Origin of the sequence: Geodermatophilus amargosae, from assembly GCF_041028265.1 — a bacterium.
GTDB lineage: Bacteria > Actinomycetota > Actinomycetes > Mycobacteriales > Geodermatophilaceae > Geodermatophilus > Geodermatophilus amargosae_A.
In genome coordinates this window covers 23,730-39,531 of the sequence record NZ_JABGCW010000003.1, presented here as the reverse complement: position 1 = coordinate 39,531, position 15,802 = coordinate 23,730, and the positions used below count along the sequence as shown (strand labels likewise).

The 15,802-nt window shown below is 74.2% G+C and carries 14 protein-coding genes; 9 read left to right on the top strand and 5 right to left on the bottom strand.

The window, feature by feature from the left end:
* The first annotated feature begins 26 nt into the window (after positions 1–26).
* Positions 27–494, top strand: coding sequence for an SgcJ/EcaC family oxidoreductase (locus HLV61_RS03595; protein WP_369253017.1), 468 nt, complete (start codon positions 27–29; stop codon positions 492–494).
* A 34-nt stretch (positions 495–528) separates the two neighbouring features.
* On the opposite strand, the gene HLV61_RS03590 is transcribed toward HLV61_RS03595, so the two are convergent.
* The 3 genes from HLV61_RS03590 to HLV61_RS03580 are packed head-to-tail and all read right to left on the bottom strand — an operon-like array spanning position 529 to position 4,857.
* Entirely contained in the window at positions 529–1,227 is a 699-nt protein-coding gene (locus HLV61_RS03590) for a sirohydrochlorin chelatase (RefSeq protein WP_369253016.1), read from the bottom strand.
* On the bottom strand, positions 1,224–1,979 hold the full coding sequence (locus HLV61_RS03585; protein WP_369253015.1) for an SDR family oxidoreductase: 756 nt from the start codon (positions 1,977–1,979) through the stop codon (positions 1,224–1,226). Before HLV61_RS03585 ends, HLV61_RS03590 begins: the two co-directional genes overlap by 4 nt.
* Before the next feature lie 13 nt (positions 1,980–1,992).
* Positions 1,993–4,857, bottom strand: a complete 2,865-nt coding sequence (locus HLV61_RS03580) for an aconitate hydratase (RefSeq protein WP_369253014.1) — start codon at positions 4,855–4,857, stop codon at positions 1,993–1,995.
* 202 nt (positions 4,858–5,059) lie between these two features.
* On the opposite strand from HLV61_RS03580, the gene HLV61_RS03575 reads away from it, so the two are divergent.
* The 8 genes from HLV61_RS03575 (at position 5,060) to HLV61_RS03540 (ending at position 13,460) form a co-directional block, all read left to right on the top strand.
* Positions 5,060–5,818 carry an SIR2 family NAD-dependent protein deacylase gene (locus HLV61_RS03575; RefSeq protein ID WP_369253013.1) on the top strand — a complete coding sequence of 253 codons (759 nt, stop codon included), beginning with the start codon at positions 5,060–5,062 and terminating at the stop codon, positions 5,816–5,818.
* Positions 5,815–6,141 (top strand): hypothetical protein, encoded by a 327-nt coding sequence (locus HLV61_RS03570; protein WP_369253012.1) that lies wholly within the window; start codon positions 5,815–5,817, stop codon positions 6,139–6,141. Before HLV61_RS03575 ends, HLV61_RS03570 begins: the two co-directional genes overlap by 4 nt.
* A complete protein-coding gene (locus HLV61_RS03565; RefSeq protein WP_369253011.1) occupies positions 6,138–6,566 on the top strand; it encodes a DUF1772 domain-containing protein in 429 nt (142 codons plus the stop codon). The genes HLV61_RS03570 and HLV61_RS03565 overlap by 4 nt, the downstream gene beginning before the upstream one ends.
* 64 nt (positions 6,567–6,630) lie before the next feature.
* Positions 6,631–8,166: an AMP-binding protein gene (locus tag HLV61_RS03560; protein WP_369253010.1), complete on the top strand. Its 1,536-nt coding sequence runs from the start codon at positions 6,631–6,633 to the stop codon at positions 8,164–8,166.
* A gap of 172 nt (positions 8,167–8,338) precedes the next feature.
* The gene (locus HLV61_RS03555; protein ID WP_369253009.1) at positions 8,339–9,781 is read left to right on the top strand and encodes a C40 family peptidase; all 1,443 of its coding nucleotides are present in this window, start codon (positions 8,339–8,341) and stop codon (positions 9,779–9,781) included.
* A 316-nt stretch (positions 9,782–10,097) separates the two neighbouring features.
* Complete coding sequence (locus tag HLV61_RS03550) at positions 10,098–11,423, top strand: AAA family ATPase (RefSeq protein WP_440284465.1); 1,326 nt, start codon at positions 10,098–10,100, stop codon at positions 11,421–11,423.
* The gene (locus HLV61_RS03545; RefSeq protein ID WP_369253008.1) at positions 11,420–12,469 is read left to right on the top strand and encodes a DUF58 domain-containing protein; all 1,050 of its coding nucleotides are present in this window, start codon (positions 11,420–11,422) and stop codon (positions 12,467–12,469) included. Before HLV61_RS03550 ends, HLV61_RS03545 begins: the two co-directional genes overlap by 4 nt.
* A gap of 31 nt (positions 12,470–12,500) precedes the next feature.
* Complete coding sequence (locus HLV61_RS03540; protein WP_369253007.1) at positions 12,501–13,460, top strand: VWA domain-containing protein; 960 nt, start codon at positions 12,501–12,503, stop codon at positions 13,458–13,460.
* Between the two features lie 172 nt (positions 13,461–13,632).
* Here HLV61_RS03540 and HLV61_RS03535 read toward each other — a convergent pair whose 3' ends face one another.
* Positions 13,633–15,114: a glycosyltransferase family 2 protein gene (locus tag HLV61_RS03535; protein WP_369253006.1), complete on the bottom strand. Its 1,482-nt coding sequence runs from the start codon at positions 15,112–15,114 to the stop codon at positions 13,633–13,635.
* On the bottom strand, positions 15,111–15,662 hold the full coding sequence (locus HLV61_RS03530; protein WP_369253005.1) for a hypothetical protein: 552 nt from the start codon (positions 15,660–15,662) through the stop codon (positions 15,111–15,113). The genes HLV61_RS03535 and HLV61_RS03530 overlap by 4 nt, the downstream gene beginning before the upstream one ends.
* Positions 15,663–15,802: the final 140 nt, after the last annotated feature.

The following is a 15,802-nucleotide window of genomic DNA, read 5'->3' as shown; positions in this document are numbered from 1 at the left end:
GCCCCAGCAGCACCAGGAGGAGTTCCGTGACGTCCGCGCACCCGTACGACGCCCAGATCCGCGCTCTCTACGCCGCGTTCGTCGACGGCTGGAACCGGCGCAGCGGCGCAGCGGTGGCCGCGGTGTTCGCCGACGACGGTGACATGGTCGGTTACGACGGCACGACCGTGGGCGGCCGGCTGTCGATCGCCTCGGACCTGCGGCGGGTGTTCGGCAGCCACCCGACGGCGACCTACGTGGCGCTGGTCCGGTCCGTGCGAGCGATCAGCGACGGTGTGGCGGTGCTGCACGCGCACGCCGGGATGATCCCGCCCGGGGAGGACGACATCGACCCGGGGCTGCACAGCATCCACACGCTGGTCGCCGTCGACGAGGGCGGCGGTCGGTGGAAGACCACGCTGTTCCAGGCGACGCCGGCCGCGTGGCTGGGCCGCCGTGACGCCCGCGACGCGCTGACGAAGGAGCTGCGCGAGCTGCTCGCCACCTCCCGCTGAGCGTGCCGGCGGGCCCTGAGCCGCCTGTGTCGCGCTAAGGGCTCCTCAGGGCGGCGTCGTAGCGGTCGAGCAGGACGGCGGCGATCCGCTCGTCGGGCAGCAGGGGAGCGGTGACGACGTCGGCGCCGGCCTCGGCCAGCTTGCCGTGGAAGTGCCCGGGTGCCAGCAGGTAGGAGGCGACCACCACCCGCTCGGCCCCTCCGCGGCGCGCCGCGGCGACGGCGTCGGCCACCGGGGGCTGCGCGGCCGAGCCGTAACCGGTGGTCACCGGCCCGGCCCAGGAGCGCTGCAGCAGGTCGGCGGTGTCCTCGACGTCGGCCACCGACCGCGGATCGGAGGACCCCGCGGCGGCCAGCACCACCGCGGTCAGCGGGTCGCGCGGGTCGGCGCCCGCTTCGACCAGCCGGTCGGAGAGCACCGCGGCCAGCCGCGGATCCGGGCCCAGCGGCCGGGCGGCGACGGCGGAGTCGTGCGCGGCCACGGCACCGGCGATGTCGACGTGCACGTGGTAGCCGCCGGACAGCAGCAGCGGCACGACGACGGCCGGCTGCCCGTCCGCGGCGAGCCCCGCGACGACGTCGACCACCGTGGGCGGCTGCACGTCGACGAACGCCGCCGTCGTCACCAGGCCCGGGCGCAGCCGGCGCGCGGCCAGCGCGAGCTCGGCCACCAGCCGCCGCCCGCTCGGGTTGCGCGTGCCGTGGGCGCACGCGACGAGGACCGGAGCCGTCACGGGGTGCGCAGGACGCCGCCGTCGACGGCGACCATCGTGCCGGTGACGTAGGACGCGGCGGGGGAGAGCAGGAAGGCGGCCACCCTGCCGAACTCGTCGGGGTCGCCGACGCGGCGCAGCGGGATGCCGGCCTCGGTGCGGGCGCGCGCCGCGCCGGGGTCGCCGGAGGCGGCCTCGATCTCGGTGATCCGGTCGGTGGCGATCGTGCCGGGCATCAGGCCGACCACCCGGATCCCGCGCGGGCCGAGCTCGTCGGCCAGCGCCTTGAGCGTCATGGCCAGGCCCGGGCGCAGCGCGTTGGAGATGGCCAGGTGCCCGATCGGCTGGCGCACCGACGTCGACAGCACCATGCCGATGGCCGCGCCCTCGGTCAGGTGCGGCACCAGCGCGCGCAGCAGGCGCAGCGGGCCGAGCAGCACGCTGTCGACGGCGGCCCGCCAGTCGTCCTCCGCCGTCTGCAGCACCGTGCCCGGCGCCGGCCCGCCGACGGAGACCAGCACGCCGTCGACCCGGCCGAGCCGCTCGAGCGCCGTCGTCACCAGGGTGTCGGCGGCGCCGGCGTCGCCGAGGTCCGCGGCCACCCCGGACGCGCCCTCGCCGAGCCCGGCGACCGCGCGGTCGACCGAGTCGGGCGAGCGGGAGCTGACGAGGACGCGGGCCCCGTCGGCGACGAGGGCCCGGGCGGTCGCGAGCCCCAGCCCCCGGCTCGCGCCGGTGAGCAGGAAGCCGCGACCGCCCAGGCCCAGATCCACGACTCAGCCCCGATCAGGCGGCCGTGCCCCGCAGCGAGCGGAGGACGTACTGCATGATCCCGCCGTTGCGGTAGTAGTTCGCCTCGCCGGGGGTGTCGATCCGGACGCGGGCGTCGAACTCCACGTCGCCGGCCTCCACCTTCACCGTGCGTGGCGTCTCGCCGTCGTTCAGCGCGGTGATCCCGGTGATCGTGAACTCCTCGTCGCCGGTCAGGCCGAGCGACTCGCGGTTCTCGCCCTCGGGGAACTGCAGCGGCAGCACGCCCATGCCGATGAGGTTGGAGCGGTGGATCCGCTCGTAGCTCTCGGCGATGACCGCCTTGACGCCCAGCAGCGCCGTCCCCTTGGCCGCCCAGTCGCGCGAGGAGCCCGAGCCGTACTCCTTGCCGGCCAGCACGACCAGCGGGATGCCCTGCTCCTGGTAGGCGACCGAGGCGTCGTAGATCGTCGTCGTCTCGCCGGTCAGGTGGTTCTTGGTGACCCCGCCCTCGGTGCCGGGCACCAGCTGGTTGCGCAGCCGGATGTTGGCGAAGGTGCCGCGGATCATGACCTCGTGGTTCCCGCGGCGCGAGCCGTAGGAGTTGAAGTCGCGGCGGTCCACACCGTGCTCGCGCAGGTACTTCCCGGCGGGGCTGTCGGCCTTGATCGAGCCGGCCGGCGAGATGTGGTCGGTGGTCACCGAGTCCCCGAGCACCGCCAGCGTGCGGGCGCCGGTGATGTCCTGGACCGGCGCCGGCTCGGCCGGCATGCCCTCGAAGTACGGGGGACGGCGCACGTAGGTGCTCTGCGGGTCCCACTCGAAGGTGTCGCCGGTCGGGGTCGGCAGCGCCTGCCACTGCTCGGTGCCGGCGAAGACGTCGGCGTAGCTGCGGTCGAACATCTCCGCCGAGACGGCGTGGTCGATGACCCGCTGGACCTCCTGCGGGGACGGCCAGATGTCGCGCAGGAACACGTCGTCGCCGTCGGCGTCCTGGCCCAGCGGGTCGTTGTTCAGGTCGACGTCCATGGACCCGGCCAGGGCGTAGGCGATGACCAGCGGCGGGCTGGCCAGGTAGTTCATCTTGACGTCGGGGTTGATCCGGCCCTCGAAGTTGCGGTTGCCCGACAGCACCGAGACGACGGCGAGGTCGGCCTCGTTGACCGCGGCCGAGACCGGCTCGGGCAGCGGGCCGGAGTTGCCGATGCAGGTCGTGCAGCCGTAGCCGACCAGGTAGAAGCCGAGCTTCTCCAGGTACGGGGTGAGCTCGGCCTTCTCGTAGTAGTCCATGACCACCGACGACCCGGGGGCCAGCGTCGTCTTCACCCACGGCTTGGAGCTCAGCCCGCGCTCGACGGCCTTCTTGGCCAGCAGCGCCGCGCCGATCATCACCTGCGGGTTGGAGGTGTTGGTGCACGAGGTGATCGCCGCGATCACGACCGAGCCGTGGTCGACGAAGGTCTCGGTGCCGTCCTCCATGACCACGCGGGTCCGCTTCGAGGGCCGCCCGGAGACCGCGTCGTTCTCGTAGTGGTGCGGCTGACCGGCGGTGCCGTTCCCGCCCTCGCTGCCTGGTGCGGAGCTGGCCGGGTCGGAGGCCGGGAAGGACTCGGCCGACGCCTCGTCGACGGAGGACTCGACGCCGTAGGGCTGCTCGTTCTGCGGGACGCCGGGCTTGCGGTCGTCGCCGCCGGTCTCGTCGTCCTGCACGTAGTCGGCCAGGGCGGCGCGGAAGGCGTGCTTGGCGTCGGTGATCGCCACCCGGTCCTGGGGCCGCTTCGGGCCGGCGATCGAGGGGACGACCGTGGCCAGGTCCAGCTCGAGGTACTCGGAGAAGGCCGGCTCGCGCGACGGGTCGTGCCAGAGGCCCTGCTCCTTGGCGTAGGCCTCGACCAGCGCCACCTGCTCGGCCGAGCGGCCGGTGAGCTGCAGGTAGGTGATGGTCTCCTCGTCGATGGGGAACATCGCCGCGGTGGAGCCGAACTCCGGGCTCATGTTGCCGATCGTGGCCCGGTTGGCCAGCGGGACGGCGGAGACGCCGGCGCCGTAGAACTCCACGAACTTCCCGACGACGCCGTGCTGGCGCAGCATCTCGGTGATGGTGAGGACGAGGTCGGTCGCCGTCGCGCCGTCGGGCAGCTGACCGGTGAGCTTGAAGCCGACCACGCGCGGGATGAGCATCGACACCGGCTGGCCGAGCATCGCGGCCTCGGCCTCGATGCCGCCGACGCCCCAGCCGAGCACGCCCAGGCCGTTGACCATCGTGGTGTGGCTGTCGGTGCCCACGCAGGTGTCGGGGTAGGCGACGACGCGGTCGCCCTCCTGGCGCGGGAAGACCACGCGGGCCAGGTGCTCGATGTTGACCTGGTGGACGATGCCGGTGCCGGGCGGGACGACCTTGAAGTCGTCGAAGGCGCCCTGGCCCCAGCGGAGGAACTGGTAGCGCTCGCCGTTGCGCTCGTACTCGATCTCGACGTTGCGCTCGAAGCTCTCCGGGGTGCCGAAGACGTCGGCGATCACGGAGTGGTCGATGACCAGCTCGGCCGGGGCGAGCGGGTTGATCTTGTTCGGGTCGCCGCCGAGGTCGGCCATGGCCTCGCGCATGGTGGCCAGGTCGACGATGCAGGGGACCCCGGTGAAGTCCTGCATGACCACGCGGGCCGGGGTGAACTGGATCTCCTGGTCGGGCTCGGCCGCCGGGTCCCAGTTCGCGATCGCGCGGATGTGGTCGGCGGTGATGTCCGCGCCGTCCTCGGTGCGCAGCAGGTTCTCGAGCAGGACCTTCAGGCTGAAGGGGAGCACGCCTGCGCCCTCGACCGCGTCGAGCCGGTAGATGTCGTAGTCGGTGCCGTCGACGCTGAGCGTCGACCGGGCTCCGAAGCTGTCCTTGCTGGCTGCCACTGCTTGCGCCTCACCCTCGAGTGTCCATCGGGCTTGAATGCCTCCATCATCCCAGCCCGGGACGGAGAGGTCCTGGTGAGGCGACCCTTCCCTCTCCCGTGACCTCGGTCCCGGCGCCCGGTGCCCGTGCACTTCCGCGGGAGTGCACCGTGCACGTCCGCGGACGTGCCCCCGCGCGGGCGGCGTGCCTACGGTGGAGCGCGTGACCGGTGCCGTCCCCGACCCGCTGCCCGGCTGGCTCGCCGAGGCCCGCCGGATCACCGTCCTCAGCGGCGCCGGCGTCTCCACCGACAGCGGCATCCCGGACTACCGCGGCCCGAACGGCGTCTGGACCCGCGACCCCGACGCCGAGAAGCTCGTGACGCTGTCCTACTACGTCGGCGACCCGGAGATCCGCCGGAAGGCGTGGCGGATCCGCGCGGAGATGCGCTCCGCCGACGTCGCCCCGAACGCCGGGCACCGCGCGCTGGCCGGCCTGGAGGCGCAGGGCCGGCTGCGGGCACTGCTCACCCAGAACGTCGACGGGCTGCACCAGGCCGCGGGCTCCTCGCCGGATCAGGTGCTGGAGCTGCACGGCACGGTGCACGCCGTCGAGTGCCTGTCCTGCGGCGACCGGACGTCGATGGACAGCGCGCTGGCCCGCCTCGACGCCGGCGAGGACGACCCGGCGTGCGCCGTCTGCGGCGGCATCCTCAAGTCGGCCACGGTGAGCTTCGGCCAGGCGCTCGACGAGCGGGTCCTCGCCGCGGCGGCCGAGGCGGCCGCCGACTGCGACGTGTTCCTCGCCGTCGGGACGTCGCTGGTCGTGTACCCGGTGGCCGGGCTGGTCGAGGTCGCCGCCGCGCACGGTGCCCGCGTCGTCATCGTCAACGCCGAGCCCACGCCCTACGACGGGCTGGCCGAGCTCGTCGTCCGCGAGCCGATCTCCGATGCCCTGCCGCGGCTGCTGGGGACGGCGTGAGCCGCGCCGAGCTCGAGAGCCGCTACCGCGAGCTGGTCCTCCGCGAGCTGCCGCGACGGGCGCGGGAGGGCCGCTGGGTGGTCACGAACGACCACTGCTTCGGCCGGATCGTGCTCGACCACGCCGTCGGCGGCCGCTGGTACGACGTGCTCGACCGCCGGCGCTCCCCGGCCTTCGCCCAGCTGTCGGACGAGCAGCTGGCCGGCGCGGTCGCGATGGCCGAGCGGGTGCTCACCGAGGGCGACCCGCTGCTGCGCGAGCTGGACGCGCGGAGCCTCGCCTGGCGCGGCAAGCCGCCCACGCCGGTGACGACGCAGCGGTGACGCTGCTCGTCGTCCACCTGGTGCTGACGGCCGCCTACGCCGGCTTCCAGTGGACCGTGCGGGCCGTGGTCTACCCGCAGTTCGCCCGGGTGCCGGCCGCGGCGTTCCCCGCCTACGAGCGGGCGCACCAGCGGCTCATCACCCCCGTCGTCGGCCCGCTGTTCGCCGGGCAGGGGATCACCACCCTGTGGCTGCTGGCCGCCCGGCCCGACGGGGTGCCGCTGCTGCCGGTGCTCGCGGGCGGCGTGTGCCTGGCCGTCGTCCTCGGCCTCACCGGCCTGTTGGCCGTGCCGCTGCACCGGCGACTGGGGGAGGGGTTCGACGACGGCGCGTTCGCCCGGCTCCTGCGGGTGGACACCGGCCGCGCCCTCGCCGCGAGCGCCGGGACGGTCGTGGCCGCGTGGCTGCTGCTCGCCAGCGGCTAGCGTGACCCCGACCACGTCGAGCGGCTGACCGGGGCGCCGGCAGCCCTGCCACCGGGAGCCCGGCATGCGCGTGCCCTTGACCACCCGCGACTTCCTCGACCGGGCCGAGCTGGTCTACCGCGACCGGGTCGGCATCGTCGACGAACCCGCCCAGCCGGCGCCGTCGCTCGGCGAGGTGGGCTACGGCGAGGTGGCCCGCCGCGGCCGCGCGCTGCAGGCCGGGCTCGACGCGCTGGGAGTGGGGGAGGGCGAGCGCATCGCGATCGTCAGCCACAACGCCGCGCGCCTGCTGGAGGTGCTGCTGGCCGTGCCGTCGTCGGGGCGGGTGGCGGTGCCGGTCAACTTCCGGCTCAACCCGGAGGAGGTCTCCTACATCGTCGGGCACTGCGGCGCGAAGGTGCTGCTGGTCGACCCGGAGCTGGAGACGTCGCTCAAGGGCGTGCAGGCCGAGCACCGGTTCGGCACCGGGGAGGAGTACGAGCAGCTGCTGGCGTTCGACGCCGAGCCGCGCCCGTGGGGCGAGCCCGACGAGGACGCCACCGCCACGATCAACTACACCAGCGGGACGACGGCGCGGCCCAAGGGCGTGCAGATGACCCACCGCAACATCTGGGTCAACGCGGTGACCTTCGGCATGCACATGCAGGTCAGCGACCGCGACGTCTACCTGCACACGCTGCCGATGTTCCACTGCAACGGCTGGGGCCTGCCGTACACGATGGCCGGTCTGGGGGCCCGCCAGGTGGTGCTGCGCAAGGTGGACGGCGCGGAGATCCTGCGCCGCGTCGAGCAGCACGGCGTCACGATGATGTCGGGGGCGCCGGCCGTCTGGAACGCCGTCCTCGAGGCCGCCGCCGACTGGGACGGCGAGGTCCCCGGCCGCGACCGGGTGCGCATCGTCGTCGCCGGGGCGCCGCCGCCCTCGCGCACCATCGCCCGCGTCGAGGCCGAGCTCGGCTGGGAGTTCAACCAGATCTACGGCCTCACCGAGACCGCGCCGCTGCTCACCGTCAACCGCCCGCGCGCCGAGTACGACGCGCTCGACCCGGAGGAGCGGGCGAAGCGGCTCTCCCGCGCCGGGGTGCCGGCGCTGGGCACCCGCATCCGGGTCAGCGAGAGCGGCGAGGTGCTCGCCCAGGGCAACACCGTGCTCGCCGGCTACTGGGAGAACCCCGACGCCTCGGCCGAGGCGCTCGAGGAGGGCTGGTTCCACACCGGCGACGGCGGCAGCGTCGACGACGGCGGCTACCTCACGATCTCCGACCGCAAGAAGGACGTGATCATCACCGGCGGCGAGAACGTCTCCTCCATCGAGGTCGAGGACGCCGTGTTCAGCCACCCCGCCGTCGCCGAGGTCGCCGTCATCGGCATCCCCGACGACAAGTGGGGCGAGCTGGTGACCGCGCTCGTGGTGCTCGCCGAGGGCGAGACCGCCACCGAGGAGGAGATCATCGCCCACTGCCGGTCGCGGCTGGCCGGCTACAAGGCGCCCAAGCGGGTCGAGTTCCGCGACGAGCTGGCCCGCACCGCCACCGGCAAGATCCAGAAGTTCAAGCTGCGGGAGTCGTTCTGGCAGCCGGGGGAGCGCCAGGTCCACTAGCGGTGACGTAGGTCACCAACCGACCCGCAGGGGTGGAGATCCCTCACCCCTGCGGGGGAGGGCCGTTCAAGGCCCTGCCCGATGGTCCCGATGCCCGGTCCGGATGGCGCCCGTACGGGCGCCCGAGGACGAGCGTCCGGCATGTGCCGGGCGCACCGGGAGGCATCGGCACGTGGGTACCGGAACGCGTACGCGACATCAGCACTGGACGGTCCGGGCGGCCGGCACGGCGGTCGTCGGGCTGGTCGTCCTCGGGCTGACGCCGGGCACCGCCTCCGCGGCGCCCACCGACGCCGAGATCGCCGCGGCCGAGGCCGCCCGCGACGAGGCCGCCGCCCAGGTGGGCGTGCTCAGCGCCCAGCTGGCCGAGGCCGAGGCCGCCGCCGCGGCGGCGCACCAGGGCGCGCAGATCGCCCTGCAGGACTACGAGCAGACCCAGGCCGCCTACGAGGCCGCGCAGGCCGCCGCCGACGCCGCCGTGGCCGCCGCCGCGCAGGCCGAGGCCGACGTCGCCGTGGGCGTGGCGCAGGTCGCCGGATACGCCCGTACCACCTACATCCAGGGCAGCACCGCGCCCGGCGCCACGGCGCTGCTGTCCGCCGACGGCCCGGCCCAGCTGATCGAGCGCGCCGCGCTGCTCGAGGCGGCCGGCACCCACCGCGTCGACGTCGTCGCCGAGCTCACCGTGCTGCAGGCGCAGGCCGACCAGACCGAGCAGCAGGCGCAGTCCGCGTCCGTGGAGGCCGAGGAGCTGCAGGAGCAGGCCGCCGTCGCGCTGGCCGACGCCCAGGCCCAGGAGAGCTCCGCCCGCGCGCAGACCGCCGCCCTCGGCGAGCAGCGCGACGCCGTCGCCGCGCAGGCCGAGGCCGCCGGCCAGGAGGTCGCCGGCATGCAGGCCGAGCAGGACGCCGCCGAGGCCGCCGCCGCCCGGGCCGCCGAGCAGGCCGCCGCCCGGGCCGCCGAGCAGGCCGCCGCCACCCAGGCCGCCCAGGCCGCCCAGGCCGCCCAGGCCGCCGCAGCCGCACGCTCCACCGCCCCGCGGCCGGTCACCCCGGCCCCGCCGACGGCCGCGGCGCCGCCGCGCAGCAGCTCGTCGGGCAGTTCCTCGTCGTCCTCCGGGACCTCGACGCCGTCGACCGGCGGGGTCTCGACCGGCAACCCGACGCCGCCGCCGACCACCACGGCCGGCGCTCCCTCGGCCTCGGCGGTGCAGACCGCCATCACCGCTGCGCTCTCGCAGCGCGGACTGCCCTACAGCTGGGGCGGCGGCAACGCCAACGGCCCGAGCCTCGGGATCCCGCCGGACACCCGCGTCTACGGCTTCGACTGCTCGGGCCTGATGGAGTACGCCTACGCGCAGGCCGGCATCCGGGTCGGCGGCACCAGCCGCGACCAGTGGTACCTCAACCGCGGCAAGACGGTGGCCCGGGCGGACCTGCGCCCCGGTGACCTGGTCTTCTGGGGCTCGGGCAGCTCGTACCTGTCGATCTACCACGTGGCGATGTACCTGGGCGACAACAAGGTGGTCCAGGCGCCGCAGAGCGGGGACGTCGTCCGGGTCTCGTCGATGTGGTTCGGCAGCGACTACTTCGGCGCCGTGCGGCCGACCGCCTGAACCGGCGGTCGCACCGGGGAGTCGGGGCGTCGGGCAGCCACGGGGGGAGCTGCCCGACGCACCGACCACGCTAGCAGTCACGCGGGCAGCGGTGCAGGGGTTGCGCGCGCTCCGTTCCGCGCGTCCGGCGGACGCCCGGCGCGTCGCCCGGCGCGTCGCGCCCCCGGGCGGTGCGGAGCCCCCGGCGTGCCCGCGTGCACGAGGGACGGACTGCCAGCTCCGTGTAGGACACTGGCAGGCGGGACGGGCGAGTTGCCCCGTCGCCGGCCTCCCGTGTCGCTGCCGGAGGCCGAGGACCGGCACGACAGGGAGCCCTGTGACCACCGCCGCCAGCACCCCGCTCGAGAAGCCCGCCGGCGCCAGCGCCGTGGGCGCCGGCGCGCCGGTCCCGCCCTCGGTGGACGCCGCGCGGCTGGAGCGGGCCCTGTTCGAGATCAAGCGGGTCATCGTCGGGCAGGACCGGCTCGTCGAGCGGATGCTGGTCGCCCTGCTGGCCCGCGGCCACGTGCTCCTCGAGGGCGTGCCCGGCGTCGCCAAGACCCTCGCGGTCGAGACGCTGGCCAGGGTCGTGGGCGGGAAGTTCGCCCGGCTGCAGTTCACCCCCGACCTCGTGCCCGCCGACATCCTCGGCACCCGCATCTACAAGGCCGGACAGGACGCCTTCGACACCGAGCTCGGCCCGGTGTTCGCCAACTTCGTCCTCACCGACGAGATCAACCGCGCGCCGGCGAAGGTGCAGTCGGCGCTGCTGGAGGTCATGGCCGAGCGGCAGGTGTCCATCGGCGGCGTCACCCACAAGCTGCCCGACCCGTTCCTGGTGCTGGCCACCCAGAACCCGATCGAGTCCGAGGGCGTCTACCCGCTGCCCGAGGCCCAGCGCGACCGCTTCCTCATGAAGGTGCTCGTGGACTACCCGACGCCGGAGGAGGAGCGCGAGATCATCTACCGGATGGGCGCCAACCCGCCGGTGGCCGAGACGATCCTCGGGCCCGACGACCTGCGCCGCATGCAGCGCACCGCCTCACAGGTGTTCGTGCACCACGCCCTGGTCGACTACGTGGTGCGGCTGGTCGTGGCCACCCGGCAGCCGCGCGAGCACGGCATGGACGACGTCGCCTCCTGGGTGTCCTACGGCGCCAGCCCCCGCGCCTCGCTCGGCCTCATCGCGGCCGGCCGCGCCCTGGCCCTGGTGCGCGGGCGCGACTACGTGCTGCCGCAGGACGTCCTCGACGTCACCACCGACGTGCTCCGCCACCGCCTGGTGCTCTCCTACGACGCGCTGGCCGACGGCGTGCCGGCCGACCACGTCGTCAAGCGGATCCTGCAGACCGTGCCGCTGCCCCAGGTCACCCCGCGCCAGCGCTCCGGCGGCTTCGGCCCGGCCGGTCCGGGCGGCCCGCAGGTCCCGCCCCCGGGTGCGCCGCAGTTCGGCCCGCCGCAGGGCGGTCCGCAGGGTCCCTACGGCCAGGGCTTCCCGCCCGTTCCGCAGCCCCAGGCCGGTCAGCTGCCCAACGGCCAGGCTCCCCACGGTCAGGCGCCGCACGGCCAGGCCGCCAACGGCCAGGTCCCGAACGGTCAGGCGCCGCAGGGCCAGACCGGTCCCGGCGGCAACGGGCACGGCCCGGGGAACCCGCAGGCGTGATCCTCCGGCGCGGCCGGGCACGGGCGGGGGCGGACCCGGCCCCGCCCGCGGACGAGCCGGACGCCGTCGCACCGGCGGCCGGCACGGGTACGCACGCGGCCCCCGCTGCGACGGCCGGGGACGCCGACACGGATCCCCCGCACTTCGGCGAGGGCCCGGCCGACGTCCTGCTGCAGCGGCTCGAGCTCACCGTCCGCCGGCGGCTCGACGGGCTGCTGCAGGGCGACCACCTCGGCCTGGTGCCCGGCTCGGGCAGCGAGGCCGGCGACTCCCGGAGCTACCACCCCGGCGACGACGTCCGGCGCATGGACTGGCCGGTGACCGCGCGCACCCAGGTGCCGCACGTCCGCGAGACGATCGCCGACCGGGAACTGGAGACCTGGGCGGTGGTCGACCTGTCGGCCAGCCTCGACTTCGGCACCGGCCTGTGCGACAAGCGCGACCTCGCCATCGCCGGGCTCGCCGCCGTCAGCCACCTCACCGTGCGCGGCGGCAACCGGCTCGGCGCCGTCGTCACCACCGGCGAGCGCGTCGACCGCTACCCGGCGCAGCCCGGGCGCCTGGCCGCCGACCGGCTGCTGCGCGCCGTCGTCGCCACCCCGCGGGCCGCGACCGGGCGCCGCGGCGACCTCGCCGCCGCGCTGGAGACGCTGCGCCGCCCGCCGCGCCGCCGCGGGCTGGTCGTCGTCGTGTCGGACTTCCTCGGCGACACCGACTGGGAGCGGCCCCTGCGCGGCCTGGGCACCCGGCACGAGCTGCTGGGCATCGAGGTCGTCGACCCGCGGGAGCTGGAGCTGCCCGACGTCGGCCCGCTGACCGTCGTCGACCCGGAGTCGGGCCAGACCCTCGAGGTGCCCACCGGGGACCCGCGGTTCCGCGCCCGCTTCGCCGAGGCCGCGGCCGAGCAGCGGTGGGCCATCGCCGCCGGACTGCGCCGCGCCGGCGCCGGGCACCTGCAGCTGCGCACCGACCGCGACTGGGTGATGGACGTCGTCCGGTTCGTCGCCGACCGCCGGCGCGCCGGCAGCGGCGGGGCGTCCCGGTGAGCACCCCCCGCAGTACGAGAGAGGCCCGCCCGTGAGTTTCCAGTCACCGCTGTGGCTGATCGCGCTCGTCCCCGTCGTCGCGCTGGCGGTCCTGTACGTGGTCCGCCAGATGCGCCGGCGGGTGTACGCGGCGCGGTTCTCCCAGACCGGGCTGGCGCAGAGCCTGCTGCCCAGGCGGGCCGGCTGGGTGCGGCACGTCGCGTTCGGCCTGACGCTGGCCGCGCTGCTGGGGCTGGTGCTGTCGCTGGCGCAGCCGAGCACCGAGGTGCGGGTGCCGCGGGAGACCGCCACCGTCGTCCTCGCGCTGGACGTCTCGCTGTCGATGCAGGCCGAGGACATCACGCCCAGCCGCTTCGAGGCGATGAAGGACGCCGCCGCCGACTTCGTCGACCTCCTCCCGGAGCGGATCAACCTGGGGCTGGTGTCGTTCTCGGGCACCGCCGCGACGCTGGTGGCGCCGACCACCGACCGCGACCAGGTGCGCGGCGCGATCCAGAACCTGGAGCTGTCGGAGGCCACCGCCATCGGCGAGGCGATCTTCACCTCGCTGACCACCATCACCACGTTCCAGTCCACGCTCGACGTGGACGACGAGGAGCAGCTGCCGCCGGCGCGGATCCTGCTGCTGTCCGACGGCTACAACACCGTGGGCCGGGAGAACACCCAGGCCATCGCCGCGGCCCAGGGGGCCGGGGTGCCGGTGTCGACGATCGCGTTCGGCACCGACTACGGCTCGATCGAGATCGGCGGCGAGGTGACGCCGGTGCCGATCGACCGCGACGCGCTGCGGCAGATCGCCGACGAGACCGGCGGCCAGTACAACGAGGCCCGCACCCGCGCCGAGCTCGAGGCCGTCTACGACGACCTGGGCAGCCAGATCGGCTACACGACCGAGCCGCAGGACGTCTCGTACTGGTTCGTCCGGGTGGCCACGCTGCTGCTCGCGCTCGGCCTCGGGCTCGCCGCCTGGCGCCTGCAACGCCTCTTCTGACCGGGCCTCTTCTGACCGGGCCTCTTCTGACCGGGCCTCTTCTGACCGGGCCTCTTCTGACCGGGCCTCTTCTGACCGGGCCTCTTCTGACCGGGCCTCTTCTGACCGGGCCTCTTCTGAACGGGAACGGGCCCCGCGACCTGCAGGTCGCGGGGCCCGGTCACTCCTGGCCTCAGACGGTGAAGCCGCGCTGGCGGCGGACGAGCTTCTTCAGCATGAAGATCGTCTGCAGCACGGTGAGCAGGTACAGCACCGGCCAGCCGATCGACAGGATCGCCGACTGGACGCCGATGCTCTGCTGGCTCCAGGCGAAGATCAGGACGACGAAGGTCGCCGCCGCGCACACCGCCGGCATGACGTAGGCCGAGCCCCGTCCGCGCTCGGCCGCCGCCTGGGCCGCCCAGTTGTCCTTCTCGACCCGGGCGAAGAACTGCACCCAGGCGGTGAGGAAGTGGCCCATCCGGACCCACATGTAGAGCTCGGCCGGTGCGATCAGCACGGCGTAGAAGAGGTCGACGGCGCTCTTGTCGTGCATCGCCAGGGCGATGCGCAGGTTGAGCAGCGTGGCCACGGCCGGCGGGATCAGCCAGACGGGGTTGAACACGAAGGCGTCGATCGACAGCGCCGCCGCGAGCAGCAGCAGGAAGCCCATGCGCGCGCCGATGTTGAAGACCATCGAGATGTTCTCGTACCAGCGCAGCCGCAGGTTCGGGTGCAGCGGCTGGCCCTTGCTGTCCCCGCGCTGGCCCGGCCACAGCAGGTCGATGCCGCCGAAGTTCCACTTCACCTGCTGGCCGTGCAGCGCGCGCAGCGTGGTCATCGGGCCGACGAAGGCCCGGGCCCGCGCACTGATCTTGGTGCTGAAGCCGGCGTCCTTGATCTGCAGCGACAGCTTGGAGTCCTCGACCTCCGAGTCGCGCACCCACGGCGCGGACTGGTGGTGGCGGTACATGACGGACTCCAGCGCGCGGACGCTGAACAGGCTGCACTGGCCGCCGAGCACGGCCATGTTCCGCCCGCGCACCAGGTTGTCCATGTTGAAGCCGGCGAACTGGGCACGCTGGCCGGCGACGAGGAACTTCGCCATCGCGCCGTGCACCCTCGACTTGTCGAAGGTGTAGATGGCCGACAACCCGCCGATGCGCGGGTCGGTGACCATCTCCTTCTCCAGCCACTCGACGCAGCGCCGCTCCAGGGTGGTGTCGCCGTCGACGCCCAGGATGTAGTCGTGGCCGCGGCTGACGAAGTAGCCGTAGTTGAGCGCGCCGACCTTCTTGTCCGGGTTCTCGCCGATGTCGTGCACGTGGACGACGGTCCGGTAGGTCTCGCCCTTGACGACGCGGGTGTGCTCGCCGACGAACTGCGCGGCGATCTCCGGGGTGTCGTCGTCGGTGTTGTTGATGACGACGTGGACGACGTCCGGCGGCCGGGTCTGCGACAGCAGCGAGACGAGGACGTCGGCGATCGTCGACTCCTCGTTGTACGCCGGGATGACGCAGCTGATGGTGGCGTGACGCTGCTGCTCGTGCGCCTCCGTGCCGCCGAACTCCTCCGGCACCAGGGAGCTGATGTCGGGGACCTGCTGAGCGCCGCGGGCCAGCAGGTGCGCGCGGTCGGTGGACCGCCGGTTGCCGTGGACGAGGAGCTGGGTCACGAGGGGTCCTCCTGCAGGAGCGGCAGCTCGAGGGCGTCGAGCACGGTCTGGCGGAAGTAGCGCTCCGAGCCCGGCTCGGTCTCGACCAGGAGGTCGAACTGCACCGAGACGGTGAGCGACGTGGCCGTGGACGCCGTCCCCGGCAGGCTGAGCGCGGTGGTGTAGCTGAACGGCGGGGTGAGCGCGAACTCCCCGCGGTCCTCGGCGGCGAGGACGCGGGCCGTCCCGTCGTCGGTCGTGGCGGCGAAGCGGGTGACCAGCACCTCGGTGTCGGCGTCGCCGCCCTCGACGTGTGCGGCGAGCTGGATGGTCTTGTCGTCGGCAGCGGTCCAGGTGGTCGCCCGGTCGGCGGTCCAGTAGTCGATGACCACGGTGCGGTCGCCGGCCGCCAGCGTGGAGGTGAGGGAACCGCTGTCGAGGTCGCCCGCCGGGCGGGTGGCCCCGGTCGGCGCGGGGGACTCGGGGGCCCCGGTGGCCGAGTCCCCGTCGGCGACGGTGACCCGGGCCTCGGTCGCTGTTGCCGTGGTCTCCGCTGCTCGGTCGGACACGCCGGGGCTCATGCTCACGTCGGGCCAGTCGCAGCCGGTCAGGCCGGCCAGCAGGGCGGCGCCGACGGCTGTCGCGGCCGCACGGGATCGGGGTGTGGGTCGGGGCACGGTCCCCCCAGGGAGCGATCGGTGATCGCCGG

What these genes read in the sequence shown, in the direction of transcription:
- HLV61_RS03560 (WP_369253010.1), top strand. Translation starts at nt 6,631, where the DNA reads ATGCGCGTGCCCTTGACCACCCGCGACTTCCTCGACCGGGCCGAGCTG.